Raw genomic sequence first — 16,828 nt, 5'->3', positions numbered from 1 at the left:
CCCCGCGGCCTGGTCCTGGCCGCTCATGCAAAGGTCTCGCGGCTGACGCTGCCAAACTGACGGATCGCGTCGCGGGTCATTAGAAAGTGCATGATCGCGTCCGCCAGCGCGCTATCGCGGCGCTTGCGCGGGCTACCCAAAAGGCGCAGTAAATCCTGCTGCAACGCCTGGGCCTCTTCGTCCTCGGCGCTGTCCAGGTGGGTGGCCACGCACGCTACGCCGCTGGCCATCAAGAGCCGTAGCTCAGCGCTGACCTCGCCGCCGTCCGACTCCTTGAGCGCGCGCCAAACGCGTTTGGTCAGCGCTACCGTGCCTTCACTTTGCAGCTGGGTGATCAAAAGCGACAGCGCCTCGCTCCCCAGCCGCGCCGGCGTGAGCCAATAGCGCTTGGCGACCCGCCGCGATGTTTCCGGGTCGCGCAGTTCGCCGCGCCAGGCGAGCAGCCGCCGGCCCGCGACGTCGGTAACCTCGGCGTGGGCGCTGTAGAGCGAAAGCGACTGACCGCGAAAGCGCACGGGCACCTGGTGGCCCAGGGTCGCCTCGTCAAACAGCGCGGCCATGGCGTAGCGCTCGCCCTGCCAGTATACCCGCTGGCTTCCGCTGACCCGGCTGACCCAGGTCAAGCGCTCGGCTTCCAGCGCATTAAGCGTTTCGCCCTCGACCAGGGTGGGCAGCAGATGCACCGCGGCCTGGCGCTGCGCGTCGATGCGCGCCTGCCAGCCGGCGCTCTGGCGGTGCTGTAAAAGCGTCAGCGCACAGAGGCGTCCGTCGGCATCGAGATTCAGATCCGGCATCGACCACTCCATGCCGCGCTCGGCGCGCCGGGGCGACCACACCACCCCCAGCGCGCGCTGCTCATGATGGCGGTCTGCAAGCGCTGCCAAACGCTGGTCGTGGAGCACGCCGGGCAGCGCGGCGATATCCCAGCTCGCCTCCAGCAGAGAGAAGCCGGCAACGCGCTCGCGAAGGCTCGCCATCAGCAGGCCAAGGCGCCGCCCCTGGCCCAGCACTTCCCGCGACCAACGCGGCGCCAGCGCCTCGCTCGACCAGGCCGGGCGGGCGGGTTCGCGCTCGCGCACGTCGGTCATGGCGTGGGTGAGCGCCTGGTCCACCAGCGCCGTCGGCTCGGCCAGCTGCATGTCCTCCGGTACGCGCTGGCCGTTGGAGCAGAAAAGTACGCGCAGGCCAAAGCGCATGACGATATCCAGAAGCGGCGCCAGCCGGCCCGCCTCGTCCTGCTTGGTAATGATGCAGTCGTCGAGCTCCGCCCCGGCCGCCCGCGCCGCTTGGCGGTAGCGCAGCACTACCTCTTCCAGGGTTTCCGGCTGGCTGGCGGCGTTGAGCACCAGCACCAGGCGCACCCTAGAGCCGCCGCCCTGCAGCTGGTCGATCTGGGTGATGACGCGCTGGTCGCGCTGGCTCATGCCGACGGTGTCGATGATCACCCACTGCTTGCCGCCAAGGCGTCCGAGCAGGTCGTCGATCGGCTGTTCGTGATCGAGGGCGTACATCGGCGTGTCGAGCAGGCGGGCGTAGATCCGCAGCTGTTCGTGGGCGCCGATACGAAAGCTGTCGGTGGTCACCAGTGCCACCGGGCGCGTGCCGTGGCGCATGACGAAGCGAGCGGCGAGCTTGGCGGTGGTGGTGGTCTTGCCCACGCCGGTAGGGCCGACCAGCGCCACGATGCCGGTCTGGTCGAAAAACGCCTCTTCGCTGTCGAGTACCTCGAGCCGCGCGACGAGCTGGCGGTGCAGCCACGCGAGAACCCGCTCGTCCTGGGGCGACAGTGCGCCGAGCGATTCGGGCAGTGCCGCGCTGATCTCCTCGCAAAGCTCGTTGCCAAACCCCACGCGAGCGAGCAGCGTGTTGAGCGTTTGCGCCGTCGACGGCGCCGGCGCACTCGCCACGTGAGTGCGGGCGAGCAGCGCGCGCATGTCCTGCATCTCCTGCAAGAGACGCTCGCTGACCGCCTCGAAAGGCTGGCTCGCGCTTGCCGGCGCGGTGGAGGGCGGCGCCTCGAGCGCCGCGGCAACGTGCGCGTAGGGGCGATCGACGTCGGCTAAACGCTCCCTTGAAGGCTCGATGTCCGGTTGAGGCGCTGGCGGCGCGGTGTGATCCAGCGCGGCGTCCTCGGCCATGGCCAGGATTTCGACACCGGTGTCCGTGCGCCGGTTGGCGACGATCAGCGCCTCGTCGCCCAGCGCCGCGCGCACCTGGCGCATGACATCGCGGCTGTTGGCACCGATAAAGCGTCTTACGCTCATGGCTCTCCCCCTTCGTTATTCAAAGCGCGCCCGCAACGTCTCATCGCGACCCGCCCACCAGCGTGGTGATTCTGAGCGTGCGGTCGTCGGGAATTTCGGCCTGGGACATCACCACCAGGTGGCGCAGCCGGCGGCGCAAAAAGCGCGCGACGATGGGGCGCAGCGAGTGCTGAACCACCAGCACCGGCGGCTCGCCGCTGGCTTCCTGGCGCTCCAGCGCCTGCTGGGTCTGGTTCATCAGCGTATCGGCCAGCCCCGGCTCCATGGCGCCGTTGCCGTTCATGGCCTGGATCAACACCTGCTCGAGCTGGGCGTCCAGGCCGATCACGTGAAGCGCCTCCTGGCCTGCGAACCACTGCTGGGTAATCGAGCGCCCCAAACTGATGCGCACCTGAGCGGTCAGCTCGCCCACGTCCTTCTGCTGGCCGGCGACGTCGGCCAGGGTATCCAGAATCGTGCGCATGTCGCGAATCGAAACGTCCTCTTCGAGCAGGTTCTGCAGGATGCGCTGGAGCATGGTGAGCGAAATCGCCTTGGGCACGACCTCTTCGACCAGGGATTTCTGCTCGTCGCCGAGCTTGTCGAGCAGCTTCTGCACTTCCTGGCGGCCGAGCATTTCCGGCGAGTGGCGGTGCAAGAGGTGGTTCAAGTGCGTGGCGATCACGGTGCTGGCATCGACCACCGTGTAGCCAAATACCTGGGCGTGCTCGCGCTGGCTGGCATCGATCCACACCGCCGGTAGGCCGAAGGCGGGGTCCTCGGTGGGCGTACCCGACAGCTCGCCGGAGACCTGGCCCGGGTTGATCGCCAGCCACTTGCCCGGCTGCGCCTCGGCGCGGCCGATCTCGGCGCCCTTGAGCGAGAGCACGTAGGCATTCGAGGAGAGTTCGAGGTTGTCGCGAATGTGCACCACCGGCGGCAGAAAGCCGACCTCCTGGGCAAACTTCTTGCGCACGCTCTTGATTCGCGCCAAAAGCTCGCCCTTCTGGCGCGAGTCGACCAGCGGGATCAAGCGGTGGCCAACCTCGAGCCCCAGCGTGTCGACCAGCTGCACGTCCTCCCAGCTCGCCTCCGGCGTTTCCTGCATTGGCACCGGCGCCTGGGCCATGTCCTCGCTTACCAGCACCTTCTCCTGATGGCGCTTCAGATACCAGGCGAGACCGCCGAGCAGCGCGGTGAAGATCAAGAACACCAGGTTGGGCATGCCGGGCACCATGCCCAGAAGTCCCATCACCGCGGCGGCGAGAATCATCACCTGCGGATTGACGAAGAGCTGGCTGAGCATCTGCTGGCCCACGTCCTGCTCGGTGTTGACGCGCGATACCGTCACACCAGCGGCGGTGGAGATCACCAGCGCGGGGATCTGCGCGACCAGGCCGTCGCCGATGGTCAAAAGCGTATAGGTGCGCCCGGCGTCGGCGAAGCTCATGCCGTGCTGCATCATGCCGATGACCAGCCCGCCGATGATGTTGACCACCATGATGACCAGCCCCGCCATGGCGTCACCGCGCACGAACTTGCTGGCACCGTCCATGGAGCCGTAGAAGTCTGCCTCCTGAGCGACCTCGGCGCGGCGCTTCTTGGCGTCCTCCTCGCCGATCAGGCCCGCATTCAAATCGGCGTCGATCGCCATCTGCTTGCCGGGCATGGCGTCCAGAGTGAAGCGCGCGCCGACCTCGGCGATGCGCCCGGCGCCCTTGGTGATGACCATGAAGTTGATGATCACCAGGATCAGAAACACCACCAGGCCCACGGCGAAGTTGCCGCCGACCAGAAACGTGCCGAAAGCCTCGATCACCTTGCCCGCCGAGGCGCCGCCCTGGTGGCCCTCCATCAGCACCACGCGGGTCGAGGCGACGTTGAGCGATAGCCGGAGCAGCGTGGTGAACAACAGCACCGCGGGAAACGCGGCGAAATCGAGCGGCTTTTCGGCGAACATGCTCACCAACAGCACCATGATGGACAGCGCGATATTGAAGGTGAACAGCAGATCCAGCGCAAACGGCGGCAGCGGCACGATCATCATGCCAAGGATCATGAGAATCAGCAGCGGGCCGGCCAACAGCTTGATCGGCACATCGCCAAAGGGGTTGCGTCGACTGATCAACTGGCTAAACGCCTTCATGAGCGTGCCTCAAAAGCACCGGGGCCTCGGGAGGGATAAGTCATCTCGTCGGGAACCGGTAAGTTATCGGGGGTTGGCGGCGTTTCGCCACCGTCTTGCGTCACGCTTTTCAAGCGGTACGCCCAGGCCATGACCTCGGCCACGGCGGTATAGAGCTCTGCCGGCACTTCGCCGTCGAGATCAACGTGGTGATAGAGCGCCCGCGCCAGCGGCGCGGCCTCCAGCCGCGGCACGCTCGCCTCCTGGGCAATATCGCGAATGCGCGCGGCCACCGCGTCGGCGCCTTTCGCCACCACGCGCGGTGCGCCCATCTGGCCCTCCTGATAGGAGAGCGCGACGGCGTAGTGCGTGGGGTTGGTGATGATGACGTCGGCCTCGGGTACCTTGCTCATCATGCGCCCGCGCGCCATGGCCTGCTGCTGCTGGCGAATGCGCCCTTTCACGTGCGGGTCGCCTTCGGACTCCTTGTGCTCGCGCTTGACCTCTTCCTGGCTCATGCGAAGCTTCTTGGCGTTGCTCCAAAGCTGAAAAGGCACGTCGATCAGAATCACCACCACCAGCGACGCGATCGCTAAAGCCGCCGCCAGCGCCGATAGATTCAGGGCACTGGCCAGCGCCTGCTGCACCGGCTGGTCGGCCAGACCCAAAAGCCGGTCGATGTTGAAATAGATGAACGCGCTGGCGATGCCGCCGACCAGAATCGATTTGGCGATCGCCTTGGCAAGCTCGATCAGCGCCTGGCTCGAGAAGATACGTTTGACGCCCGAAATCGGGTTGAGCTTGGAAAACTTCGGCTGCATCGATTTGGCCGAGACCAGCCAGCCGCCCAGCAACGCGGGTGCGACCAGCGCCACGGCGCCGAGCAGTACGAACAGCGGGATCATCGCGATCAGCGTGCGCTCACCGAGATCGAGCGCGTTGGTCAGCATCGGCATGGGGTCGAAGGCCTGGTGGCGATCGAACAAGAATGCCCGCTCCATCACCATGCCGAGCTGGTCGTAGAGCATCTGGCCCATGCCCCAAAGCCCGATGACGCCGGCCATCAGCAGTAGAAAAGTCGTGAGCTCACGCGAGCGGGGAACCTGCCCCTCTTCACGGGCTTTCTCCTTTCGCCTGGGCGTGGCCTCTTCGGTTTTTTCCTGATCGCTATCGTTGTCTGCCATGAGTCATCCGGCTCATCCTGGACGGCGCACCAAAAGTCAGCCGCCCCGAAGGACGGCTGAGTAAGGTGCCTAGTGTGCCAGATGAGACGTTTAACAATGTCTCAATAACAAGGTATTAAAAGCCTAATTCGTCCAATAAGTCGTCCACCTGATCCTGGCCGGTCACGATATCCGGGGCGTTATCGCGGATCTGTGGGCCGTTGAGCAGCTCTTCCTTGCGCCGTACGCTGTCGTTTTCCCACTGATCCTGGGCCTTGCGCTGCATGCTTTCGCGCGCCTCGGCGCCGGGCACGTTGTCGATCAGTACCTGCACGAGCTGGTGCTCGATTTCGCGGATTACATCCATCATCTTCTTGATGACCTGGCCGGTCAGGTCCTGAAAGTCCTGGGCCATCATGATGTCCATCAGCTCCTTGTTGGTGGCCGCGGTCATCGCGGGTACGTCACCCAGGTAGCCACGCGTCTGCTTGACCAGCTCCTTCGCCTCATCGAGCTCCTGAGGCGCTTCGAACCAGGCCGCCCAGCGCTTGTCGAGCGCCTCGGCCCGCTCGGAGAGCTGATCCTGCAGCGGCTGGGCGCGGTCGATGGCGTTGAGTGCGCGATCGGCCGCCTGCTCGGTCATGGTGGCGACATAGTGCAGTCGGTCGCGGGCATCGGGAATGGCCACCGCTGCTTTTTCGATCTCCTTGTCGAGCCCGAGTTCGCGCATGTTGTCGCGCAGCATACGGGTGAGCTTGCCGATCCGATGAATCAAATCATCGGCGGCGTCGTCGGGCAGCGTCTTGTTGTCTGCCTGCTCGTTATGACTCATGGCACTCTCCTCGTGCGCCAGGCGCAAAGCCCGACCACTTTATTTGCCCATTTTTTCAAAGATTTTATTGAGTTTTTCCTCAAGGGTCGCGGCGGTGAACGGCTTGACCACGTAGCCGTTGGCACCGGCCTGGGCGGCCGCGATGATGTTTTCCTTTTTCGCCTCGGCGGTCACCATCAGTACCGGCAGCTCCTTGAGCGCGGCATCCTGGCGAATCTCCTTGAGCATCTCGAGCCCATCCAGATTCGGCATGTTCCAGTCGGAGACGACGAACTCGAAGCTACCGGCGCGCAGCTTGTTGAGGGCATCCTGACCATCCTCGGCCTCCTCGACGTTGGTGAAGCCCAGCTCCTTCAACAAACTGCGCACGATGCGACGCATGGTCGGAAAATCGTCCACGACCAGAAAGCTCATGTTCTTGTCGGCCATTGCTCGTTCTCTCTCTATAGGGGGCATTGGCCCCCGACCGGCGTCGGGGGCGTTGAATTAAAAGGATTCCCACTCTTCGACCTGGCTTTCACGCGCTCGCGCGGGCTCGGGTCGTTGAGCGATCTGCTTGGCGGGCTGGGGTGCTGCGGCCGGTTTGGGGCGCGCACTGGCGGTGGCAGCCGATGTGTAGCCGCGCCCGCCGTCCAGCACCTTGAACACCGCGACCGCCTCTTCGAGGCGGCTGGCCTGCTCTTCGAGCGAGGCCGCGGCGGCGGCAGCCTGCTGCACCAGCGCCGCGTTTTGCTGGGTGACTTCGTCCATCTGACCGACCGCCTGGCTGACCTGCTCGATGCCGTCGCTCTGCTCCTGAGAAGCGGCGGAAATTTCGTCCATGATGTCTGCGACCCGGCGCACGGCGCTGACCACGTCGGTCATGGTGGCGCCTGCCTGCTCGACCAGGGTCGAGCCTTCGCTGATCTGCTTGACGGAGCTGTCGATCAGCGTCTTGATCTCCTTGGCGGCGTCGGCACTGCGGCTCGCCAGGTTGCGCACTTCGCCCGCGACCACGGCGAAGCCGCGGCCCTGCTCACCGGCCCGCGCCGCTTCCACCGAGGCGTTCAAGGCCAGGATATTGGTTTGAAAGGCGATCGAGTCGATTACGCTGGTGATGTCCGCGACCTTCTGCGAGCTTTGCGAGATGCCGTGCATGGTTTGGACCACCTGCTCGACGACCTGGCCGCCATGCTCCGCCGTGGTAGACGCTTCACCGGCCAGGGTGCTGGCCTGGCGCGCGTTGTCCGCGTTCTGCTTCACGGTGGCGGTCATCTCTTCCATGCTCGCCGCGGTTTCCTCGATGGAGGCCGCCTGCTGCTCGGTGCGCGAAGAGAGTTCGGTGTTGCCCTGGCTAATTTCACGGGTGCCGTGGTGGATCTCACTGCTGCCGCCGCGTACGCGCTCGACCAGCCCGGTCAGGTTTTGCTGCATGGTGCCCATGGCCGCGAACAGGCGACCGATTTCATTCTTGCCCGAGGGGGGTACCGGCTCGGTCAGATCCGCCTCGGCGATCTTGTTGAGCCGGCGCACGGCGTCGTTGAGCGGCAAGGTCACGGTGCGACGCAGACCGATGTAAATCACGACGATGAGAATGAGCGAGATGATCACCGCCGCGACGTAGAGCATGTTGAACAGATGGCGCTGCGACTCAAGCTCATCGTGAATCGCATCTACCCGTGAAAAGCCGTACTGGGTGAACGCGGTGATACTCTCTGCCATCGTGGCCAGCGGCGCTTTCATTTCGGTGCGTAGCTGGTTGAAAGTCGCCATGTCACGGTTTAGCAACGCCTCTTGCTGGCGTCTAACGACCGGCATCAGGCGTTGATAGTCTGCGATCATTTCTCGTGCCAGCTCCTCGCCCTGAGGGGTTCGCGGCGTCGCGATGAAGTTGTTAAAGCGCGCTTCGGCGCGCTCGATGCGGTCGAGCGCCGTGTTGAGCGACTCAGTGGCGAGCGCGCTCTGGTTCCCTGTGAGGTAGTTGGACGCGGTTTCGAGCGATAACAGTGCCTGGTTGAGCAGCGAATCACCCCGGTTGAGTTCGTTGAGCTGCGCCCGGCTGATGGTGGTCAGCGTATTCACGCTCTTTGCGGTAGAACGATCCGTCATCACGTTGAGTGCGATCAACGCCAGTATCAACACCGTAAAGCCGCCAAGCGCTGCGATGACGGCCGCGTGGATACTCAAATTACGCCCGATATGCTTCATGACCTATCAACCCCCTTATATAAAGTTATACCCGCTGCGCGCGACCGGACGCTGCCACCAGCGCCATGAGACGTTCAGGAATGTCATCCAGCGCCAGCACCTCACAGGCGCCGCCTACTGCAATCGCTTCGCGGGGCATACCGAACACCACGCAGCTCTGCTCGTTTTGGGCGATCGTCGGTGCGCCGGCCTGGCGCATCTTCAAAAGCCCGTTGGCTCCATCCTTGCCCATGCCGGTCAAAATGACGCCGATGGCGTTCTTGCCGGCATACTTCGAGGCGGAGTCAAACAGTACGTCGACCGAGGGGCGGTGTCGGTTGACCGGCTCGCCATCGTGCAGGCGCACCACGTAGTTGGCACCGCTGCGGGCCAGTTCCAAATGCTGGCCGCCGGGGGCGATATAGGCGTGCCCGGGAAGCACGCGCTCGCCTTCCGAGGCTTCCTTCACGGTGATACGGCAAAGTCTGTTCAGGCGCTCGGCAAACGACCGGGTAAAGCCGCCGGGCATGTGCTGGGTAATCAAAATGGCCGGTGAATTGGCGGGTAGCGGCTCGAGCACGGCGCGAATCGCTTCGGTGCCACCGGTCGAGGCGCCGATGATGATCAGCTTTTCGCTGGTGATCATTGGCGCGCTCAGCGCCGCCGGCGCCGACGTGGGCTTACGCGCCTGACGCGGGCGCGAGCGCGCGGCGGCGCGAATCTTTTCGGCGATTTCGTTGGCGTACTCCATCATGCCGCTGCGCACCCCGATGCTCGGTTTGGCGACGAAATCAAGCGCCCCAAGCTCCAGCGCGCGCAGGGTGATTTCCGAGCCGCTTTGGGTCAGCGACGACACCATTAGCACCGGCATTGGGCGCAAGCGCATCAGCCGGTCGAGAAAATCGAGCCCGTCCATGCGCGGCATTTCGACATCGAGGGTCAGCACGTCCGGATTGTGCTGCTTGATCAAATCGCGAGCCACGAGTGGGTCCGGGGCGGTGGCGACCACCTGCATATCCGGCTGTTCGTTGATGATCGTGGTGAGCAGATCACGGATCAGCGCCGAGTCGTCGACGCACAGCACTTTGATTTTGGCAGTACTCAAGGTCCGCCTCCTGTTAGTGAATTCATCGCTACACGCCTTTCCAGCAGGGTCTCGGCTCGGCGCTCACCGCACGGCCCGGGTGTAGACCGTTTGGCCACGCAGCTTGAAGGCGTCGCTGATGTAGGAAAAATTCTCCGAGTGGCCGGCGAACAACAGACCGTCGCTTTTAATCACCGGGGCGAAGCGGGCCAAAATTCGGGACTGTGTCTCTTTATCGAAATAGATCATGATGTTGCGACAAAAAATGGCGTCAAAAGGCCCCTTTACCGACCAGGAGGGCGCCAGCAAGTTGAGCGGCTGAAACTCCACCAGCGCCGCCACTTCCGGGCGCACCCGGGCAAGGCCCTCGTGGCTGCCCGTTCCCTTCTGGAAAAAGCGCTTTACGCGCGCTTCGTCGAGCTTGCGCACCTGCTCCTGGGGGTAGATCCCCGCGCGCGCCTTCGCCAGCGCATCGGTGTCGATATCAGTGGCGATCACCTTGGCGTTCGACACCCGGGAACCGAGCACTTCCAGCAGCGTCATGGCGATCGAGTAGGGCTCCTCACCGGTGGAGGCCGCCGCGCACCAGATGGTGACGGGGCCGGTGCGGTCCTTCAGGTGCTGGGCCAGCAGCGGAAAATGGTGCGCCTCACGAAAGAACGCGGTCAGGTTGGTCGTGAGCGCGTTGGTGAACGCCTCCCACTCACTCGCGTCCGGCTGACGCTCGAGGCGCGACAGGTAATCGGTGAAGCGCGTCAGGCCGTGATGACGCAGTCGCCGTGCCAGCCGGCTATAAACCATCTCCCGCTTGTGTTCGGCCAGCACGATGCCGGCCCGCTGATAGATCAGCTCCCTAACGCGCAAAAAGTCGGCGTCCGTGAGAATCAGGTCGCGCTCGACCTGACCGCCCGTCGTCCAGGGGCTTTTTTCTCCCGACTCAACGCATGATTCGTTCAAAATTCCTGCCACTCCTCTGCAACCGCGACCTGCCGCTTAGCGGGGCTGGCAGCCGGCGGTAGGGAAGATGACTTCCCGGTGGAAAGCGTCGGCGAAGGCGTCTTATAAGTCGCGCTCGCGTGGGCTTGTTGGGTTTGCCGCTGCAGTCGAAACGCCTCGACCGACATCGACAGAAGGCTTGCCTGGTGCTCGAGCGCAAGAGCGGCCTGCGCCGTTTGCTGCACACGCTCGGCGTTTTGCTGCGTGGCCTGATCCATTTCGGTCACCGACTGGTTGACCTCACTGATGCCGCTGCTCTGCTCTTCTGATGCCGACGAAATCTGGTGCATGATGTCGGTCACGCTGCGCGCGGCGTCGACCACCTCGTTGATCGCACCTTCGGCCTGCTCGACCAGCGAGGCGCCGGTGGTGACATCCTGGTGCGAGCTGTCGATCAGACCGCGAATTTCCTGAGCGGCGGCGGACGAACGGCCGGCGAGATTTCTCACCTCTTCGGCCACCACGGCGAAACCGCGACCGTGCTCGCCGGCCCGCGCCGCCTCCACGGAAGCATTCAGCGCCAGAATGTTGGTCTGAAACGCGATACCGTCGATGACATCGATGATGTCGGTCATCTTTTGCGAGCTTTGCGTAATGCGCTGCATGTTGCTGACAAGCTCGGTCATCAGGTCGCCGGTTTGACTGACCCGCTCGGCATTGTTATCGGCCAGACGGCGCGCTTTTTGAGCGTTGTCGCTGTTTTGCCGTACGGTCGCGGTCATCTGCTCCATGCTGGAGGCGGTTTGAGCCAGCGACGCCGCCTGCTGTTCGGTGCGCGCCGAGAGCTCTTCATTGCCGCTGGCGATATTGCGCGCCGCCGGCGTGACCACGTCGATCCCCTCCTTGACATCGCCGATGATGCTGCCAAGGCTCTTGCGCATGGTGTTCAGCGAGCCCAGCAGGTGGCCGATCTCGTCGCGCCGCGTCGAGGGCGCGCGGGCTGCGAGGTTGCCGCCGGCGATTTGCAGGGTGAAGCGCGAGGCATCATTGAGCGGCCTGACGATCGAGCGCAGAATCATGACACCCAGCAGAATCAGTGCAAGCAGCCCAACGACCATGACGATGGCCTGGGTGGTCAGCATGCTCGCCTGCGCCCGTTCGCCGTCGGCGGCCATCGCCTCGGCGGCGCGCTGCTCCTGACCGATCAGCTCGTTCACCATCAGCGACAGCGCCCGCCCTTCTTCGTTGATTTGGGTGGTGATATCGCCCAGCTGGGTAAACACGTCCAGCGCGTCGTCGGACTGCAGTACCTGAACGGCGCTCGTCACGCCGCCTTCGAAAAACGTTTCAAGCTGCGCATCGAACTCGGTGGCAAGCCCGGTCGCGTTCTCCTCTCGATCGAAAAAGGCCTGCCAGGTCGCACTGATCTCCTCGGCACGCTGAGTGATCTCATCACCGATATCGAAGCGGCGATCGACCAGCTCCATCCGATCGGACTCGACCAGCGACTGGCGCGTCAGCGCAATGCCCTGGTCGATCTGCTGCAAGCGAATGACGTCACGCAAACCGTTTTGATGAAGCTGCGTCAGCCGATCGCCGGCGGCGTTGATACCAAAAAGCCCAAGCCCGCCGCCCAACAGCAACAGCGCGCTGCCGATCACCACCATGCCGACGAGCTTTGCGCGAATGGTCGTCAGACGCAGGCGCTTTAGCCGCTGGAGCGCGCCGCGCCGGCGAATACGGCCCTTGTCGAGATAGATCGCCTTGCCCCCCCCGGCGTTGACCTCGGCGTAAACGCGCTGGGCGCGGTCGATCGCCTCGCGGCTCGCCTGGATGCGCACCGAGGTGTAGCCCACCACCTCGTCGTTTTCGATGATCGGCGTGACGCTGGCCTCGACCCAGTAGTGATCGCCGTTTTTGCAGCGGTTCTTGACCAGCCCACGCCAGGTCTTTTGCGCTCTGGCGGTTTGCCACAGATCCTTGAACGCCACCGGCGGCATGTCCGGGTGGCGAATGATGTTGTGCGGCGCGCCGATCAGCTCATCGCGCGTATAGCCGCTGATCGCGACGAACGCCGGGTTGGCATAAGTAATGTTGCCCTCAAGATCCGTTCGCGAGACCAGAAAATCGTCGCTTCCCAGTTCGATTTCGCGCTGCGTGACGGGTTGGTTATTGCGCATGCTCTACCTTGTTCTTTTTTTGAAAATGATCCCGATGCAGAGCACGGCGAAACCGTGTTCTCCAGGGGTACTGATGACGGCCCGAACGATGCCGGTTTAAAACGCCTCCCACTCTTCGACGGCCGGCGCCGAGCGTACCGGCCTGGCGCGCTCGACGGGCGCGGCGGGCAGCGCCGGCCTGGCTACCGGCGCCGACGCGCCTTGAGTCGCTCCCCCGGCGACCTTGAAGCGCTCGACCGCGTCACGCAGGCGCGCCGCATCGCCTTCGAGCTCCCTTGCGCGTTCGGCGGCCTGCTGCACGAGCCGTGCGTTTTGCTGCACGACGTCGTCCATTTGAGTCACCGCCTGGTTGACCTGGCCGATCCCATTGCTCTGTTCAGACGAGGCCGATGCGATTTCGTCCATGATGTCGCTCACCCGTTGCACTGCGCTGACCAGCCCCTGCATGGTCTGCCCGGCCTGATTGACCCGCGCTGTGCCGCTGTCCACCTTGGCAAGCGAGGTATCGATCAACGTGCGGATCTCCTGGGCGGCAGAGGCGGAGCGGCTGGCCAGGCTACGCACTTCCTGGGCGACCACGGCGAAACCGCGGCCATGCTCGCCGGCGCGCGCCGCCTCGACGGAGGCGTTGAGCGCCAGAATGTTGGTTTGAAAGGCGATGGTGTCGATGAGCGTGATAATGTCGGCCACTCGATGCGAGCTCGAGCTGATCTCTTCCATGGTCTCGACGATGCGGCTCACCTCCTCGCCGCTTTGACGCGCGGTGAGCGTGGCGTCGCTGGCAAGCTTACTGGCCTGGCGGGCGTTGTCCGCGTTGTGGTTCACCGTCGAGGCGAGCTCCTCCATGCTGGAGGCGGTCTCCTCGAGCGACGAGGCCTGCTGCTCGGTGCGCGCGGACAGGTCACCGTTGCTGCTGGCGATGTCGTGGGCACGCTCGACAATGAGCACCCCGCTTCGGCGCACCACCCCCACGGTTTGCGAAAGCGACCCTTGCATTGCCGCCATGGCGAGATAGAGCCGCCCGATTTCGTTATTGCCGGGCGCGGTGATCGACTGGTTCAAATCGCCCTCGGCCATGCGTTCGAAGTAGCCCACCAAACGGCTCAGCGGGCGCAACACGTTGGCGCTCACGCCCCAGGCCACGACCGCCACGGTCAGCGCCGTGATCACCAAAATGGCGATCAGGGCCCAGCGCGCAAGGTCGGCGAAGGCGTCGAAACGCTGTTGAGCGGCGCTATCGGCCGCGCTGGCCACCAGCACACCGCTTTTATCCAGCGCGTAGAGCCCGGTGGCACAGGCGGCAACGGTCAGAGCGGAAAAGGTGACCAGCACCAGCGTCCAGCTCAGCCGAACGGTCATGTTGCTCAACAGGGTATGCATCGACAGTCGCCCCTTTTACGCCCGCAGCACTCGCCGCGTCGGCGCTTTCAATATCCAGGTCGTGACCGAGCGCTCTCGCGCCGGCGGTTATCAGGCGTGACGGGTAGTATCGACCAGTGCCATCTCTTCGCTGGTCAAAAGCTTGTCGATGTCCACCAGCACCAGCATGCGATCCTCGAGGCTGCCAAGCCCGCTCAAGAAATCCGAGGAGAGCGTGACGCCGAACTCCGGTGCCGGCTTGATCTGATCCGGCGTCAGCGTCATCACGTCCGACACGCCGTCCACCACGATGCCCACCACGCGATCGGCCACGTTGACGACGATGACCACCGTCTGGCCGCCGTACTCGACGTTATCGAGATGAAACTTGATGCGCAGATCGACGATCGGCACGATCACACCGCGCAAATTGGTCACGCCCTTGATGAAGTCCGGCGCGTTGGCGATGCGGGTGACGTTTTCGTAACCGCGGATCTCCTGAACCTTCAGGATGTCGATGGCGTACTCTTCCTCGCCTAGCGAGAACACCAGAAATTCGCTGTTGTCCGCTTCGGCGGCGGCCAGCACCGCATCACTATTGGCTTGGGTCATGACAGTTCGATCTCCTTGTCATACGAGAGGTGTTGGGCGTAAGCGGGCTTTCCCGCTTCCTTTTTGGCGCGGCTCAGGCGATGCAGCCCGGTAATGTCCAGAATCAGCGCGACGCTTCCGTCGCCCAGAATCGTGGCAGCGGAAACGCCTGGCACCTTGCGGTAGTTGTCTTCCAGGTTCTTGACCACCACCTGCTGCTGACCGACCAGCTCGTCGACCAGCAGCGCATAGCGCCGGCCTTCGCCCTGTACGATCACGGCGATACTGCGGGTCGGGTCAGTGATGGCGTCCGCCACGTCGAGCGCTTCGTGAATGGCGATCACCGGCAGATACTCGTCGCGCACCTTGAGCACGACATCGTCACCGGCCATGGCGTACATGTCGCCTTTCGCGGGCTGAAGCGACTCGAGCACCGTGGAAAGCGGCAGAATGAAGGTTTCGCTGCCCACCTTGATCGACATACCGTCGAGAATCGCCAGCGTCAGCGGCAGCACGATCCGCGTATTGGTGCCCTCACCCAGCTTCGATTGGATCTCGACGCGCCCGCCCATGCCCTGAATGTTGCGCTTTACCACGTCCATGCCGACGCCACGCCCGGAGACATCGGTCACCTCGGCGGCAGTGGAGAAGCCCGGCGCGAAAATGAGCTGATACACCTCTTCATCCGACATGGTGTCGGAGACGTTCAGGCCGTTTTCCCGCGCCTTGGCGAGCAGGCGCTCGCGGTCCATGCCGGCGCCGTCGTCCTTCACTTCGATCAAAATGTTGCCGCCCTGGTGACGCGCGGCCAGCGTCAGCTTGCCCTGGCGGGGTTTGCCCAGCGCTTCGCGTTTGTCGGGCATCTCGATCCCGTGATCGAGGCTGTTGCGCACCAGGTGGGTCAGCGGGTCGGTGATCCGCTCGACCAGGCTCTTGTCGAGCTCGGTGGATTTGCCTTCGGTGATCAGCTCGATCTCTTTACCCAGCTTGCCGGCGGTGTCGCGCACCACGCGCGGGAAACGGCTAAAGACGAACTCCATGGGAATCATGCGGATCGACATCACCGCTTCCTGCAGATCGCGGGCGTTGCGCTGCAGAAGACTCATGCCGTTTTGCAGCGAGCCGCTTGACGCCGACTGGTCGCTTAAATCGCTCACCGTTTGATCGAGCATGGACTGGGTGATGATCAGCTCGCCCACCAGGTTGATGATCTGGTCGACCTTGTCTACCGACACGCGAATCGAGCTCGACTCCGACGCGCCTTTCTTGCCGCCTTTCTCACCGCCTTTTTCGCCGGCGCTTTTCGGCGTATTCGGCTTACTGGCGGCGGGAGCTGGCGCAGCTGCGGGCTTTTCAGTCGGCGCCGACGGCTTGGGTGCCGGGGGCGTCGCCGGGGTGGCGGCGCTGTCCGGTGCGGCGGCACTGGTGGGGGCGGCGCTGATGCTGATCTGCTCGGGCTCGATGATGAAGCACATCACCGCCTCGATGTCGTCGGCGCTGACGCTTGCCGTCATCACGACCTCGAAGCGCTGCTCATCGCCAGACTGGCTTTTGATCTCACCGAGCTGCTCGAGCTCTTCGACCAGCAGCGTGCGATCCTTCTCCTTGACGTTCAAAAGCGCGACGAGAAGCTGGCCGCTTGCGGCCGGCTCGCTCGGCGCCTGCACGGGTTCAGTCGCGGGTTCGGGGGCGACGACCGGCGCAACCGCCAGCGGCTCGCCCATCTCTTCGAGCGCGATTTGCTGAAGCGTTTGGCAAATACGCTCGAAAGCCTGCTGATCGGGTTCTGACTCGCTGCGGTAGGCGTTGAGCTGTTCGTGCATGATGTCCTTGGCCTCTAAAAACGTATCCACGAGGTCGGCTCGCAGCGAAAGCTCGCCCTTGCGTGCAGAATCCAGCAGGTTTTCCAGCATGTGCGTGGTTTTCTGCAGCACGCTAAAGCCGAACGTGCCCGCCCCGCCCTTGATCGAGTGGGCGGCGCGAAAGATGGCGTTTAGCTGCTCGCTATCCGGATCATCGACATCCAGCTCCAGCAGGTGCTGTTCCATGTCCGCCAGGAGCTCTTCCGCCTCCTCGAAAAAGGTGTCAAAAAAATCCGCTATATCCATGCACTGCTCCACATTAGCGTCATAGTTGTTATGACAAGCCT

At 63.8% G+C, this 16,828-nt stretch carries 12 protein-coding genes; all 12 read right to left on the bottom strand.

The window, feature by feature from the left end:
• Positions 1-23: 23 nt before the first annotated feature.
• A complete protein-coding gene (gene flhF / locus OCT39_RS00605) occupies positions 24-2,264 on the bottom strand; it encodes a flagellar biosynthesis protein FlhF (protein ID WP_263585800.1) in 2,241 nt (746 codons plus the stop codon).
• 40 nt (positions 2,265-2,304) lie between these two features.
• Complete coding sequence (gene flhA, locus OCT39_RS00600) at positions 2,305-4,389, bottom strand: flagellar biosynthesis protein FlhA (RefSeq protein WP_263585799.1); 2,085 nt, start codon at positions 4,387-4,389, stop codon at positions 2,305-2,307.
• Positions 4,386-5,552 carry a flagellar biosynthesis protein FlhB gene (flhB, locus tag OCT39_RS00595; RefSeq protein WP_263585798.1) on the bottom strand — a complete coding sequence of 389 codons (1,167 nt, stop codon included), beginning with the start codon at positions 5,550-5,552 and terminating at the stop codon, positions 4,386-4,388. The genes flhA and flhB overlap by 4 nt, the downstream gene beginning before the upstream one ends.
• A gap of 115 nt (positions 5,553-5,667) precedes the next feature.
• Positions 5,668-6,363: a protein phosphatase CheZ gene (gene cheZ / locus OCT39_RS00590; RefSeq protein WP_263585797.1), complete on the bottom strand. Its 696-nt coding sequence runs from the start codon at positions 6,361-6,363 to the stop codon at positions 5,668-5,670.
• Between the two features lie 39 nt (positions 6,364-6,402).
• Positions 6,403-6,792: a chemotaxis response regulator CheY gene (cheY, locus tag OCT39_RS00585; RefSeq protein ID WP_263585796.1), complete on the bottom strand. Its 390-nt coding sequence runs from the start codon at positions 6,790-6,792 to the stop codon at positions 6,403-6,405.
• A 57-nt stretch (positions 6,793-6,849) separates the two neighbouring features.
• Positions 6,850-8,550: a methyl-accepting chemotaxis protein gene (locus OCT39_RS00580; protein WP_263585795.1), complete on the bottom strand. Its 1,701-nt coding sequence runs from the start codon at positions 8,548-8,550 to the stop codon at positions 6,850-6,852.
• A 25-nt stretch (positions 8,551-8,575) separates the two neighbouring features.
• Positions 8,576-9,634, bottom strand: a complete 1,059-nt coding sequence (locus OCT39_RS00575) for a protein-glutamate methylesterase/protein-glutamine glutaminase (protein ID WP_263585794.1) — start codon at positions 9,632-9,634, stop codon at positions 8,576-8,578.
• Between the two features lie 63 nt (positions 9,635-9,697).
• Entirely contained in the window at positions 9,698-10,570 is an 873-nt protein-coding gene (locus OCT39_RS00570) for a CheR family methyltransferase (protein ID WP_263585793.1), read from the bottom strand.
• A complete protein-coding gene (locus OCT39_RS00565) occupies positions 10,567-12,729 on the bottom strand; it encodes a PAS domain-containing methyl-accepting chemotaxis protein (protein WP_263585792.1) in 2,163 nt (720 codons plus the stop codon). The genes OCT39_RS00570 and OCT39_RS00565 overlap by 4 nt, the downstream gene beginning before the upstream one ends.
• Positions 12,730-12,825: 96 nt before the next feature.
• Complete coding sequence (locus OCT39_RS00560) at positions 12,826-14,109, bottom strand: methyl-accepting chemotaxis protein (protein WP_263585791.1); 1,284 nt, start codon at positions 14,107-14,109, stop codon at positions 12,826-12,828.
• Positions 14,110-14,199: 90 nt separating this feature from the next.
• Positions 14,200-14,700 carry a chemotaxis protein CheW gene (gene cheW, locus OCT39_RS00555; protein ID WP_263585790.1) on the bottom strand — a complete coding sequence of 167 codons (501 nt, stop codon included), beginning with the start codon at positions 14,698-14,700 and terminating at the stop codon, positions 14,200-14,202.
• Positions 14,697-16,787, bottom strand: a complete 2,091-nt coding sequence (gene cheA, locus OCT39_RS00550; RefSeq protein ID WP_263585789.1) for a chemotaxis protein CheA — start codon at positions 16,785-16,787, stop codon at positions 14,697-14,699. Before cheA ends, cheW begins: the two co-directional genes overlap by 4 nt.
• Positions 16,788-16,828: the final 41 nt, after the last annotated feature.

The organism is Halomonas sp. GD1P12, from assembly GCF_025725645.1.
Taxonomy (GTDB): domain Bacteria; phylum Pseudomonadota; class Gammaproteobacteria; order Pseudomonadales; family Halomonadaceae; genus Vreelandella.
Note: the sequence above shows the minus strand (reverse complement) of the source record. Positions and strands in the feature narration are given on the sequence as shown.

Excerpts from the sequence above, each read along its gene's own strand:
- OCT39_RS00580 (WP_263585795.1), bottom strand. The coding sequence starts at position 8,550 with ATGAAGCATATCGGGCGTAATTTGAGTATCCACGCGGCCGTCATCGCA.
- cheY (WP_263585796.1), bottom strand. The coding sequence starts at position 6,792 with ATGGCCGACAAGAACATGAGCTTTCTGGTCGTGGACGATTTTCCGACC.
- flhB (WP_263585798.1), bottom strand. The coding sequence starts at position 5,552 with ATGGCAGACAACGATAGCGATCAGGAAAAAACCGAAGAGGCCACGCCC.
- flhA (WP_263585799.1), bottom strand. The coding sequence starts at position 4,389 with ATGAAGGCGTTTAGCCAGTTGATCAGTCGACGCAACCCCTTTGGCGAT.
- cheA (WP_263585789.1), bottom strand. The coding sequence starts at position 16,787 with ATGGATATAGCGGATTTTTTTGACACCTTTTTCGAGGAGGCGGAAGAG.
- OCT39_RS00560 (WP_263585791.1), bottom strand. The coding sequence starts at position 14,109 with ATGCATACCCTGTTGAGCAACATGACCGTTCGGCTGAGCTGGACGCTG.
- OCT39_RS00565 (WP_263585792.1), bottom strand. The coding sequence starts at position 12,729 with ATGCGCAATAACCAACCCGTCACGCAGCGCGAAATCGAACTGGGAAGC.
- cheZ (WP_263585797.1), bottom strand. The coding sequence starts at position 6,363 with ATGAGTCATAACGAGCAGGCAGACAACAAGACGCTGCCCGACGACGCC.
- flhF (WP_263585800.1), bottom strand. The coding sequence starts at position 2,264 with ATGAGCGTAAGACGCTTTATCGGTGCCAACAGCCGCGATGTCATGCGC.
- cheW (WP_263585790.1), bottom strand. The coding sequence starts at position 14,700 with ATGACCCAAGCCAATAGTGATGCGGTGCTGGCCGCCGCCGAAGCGGAC.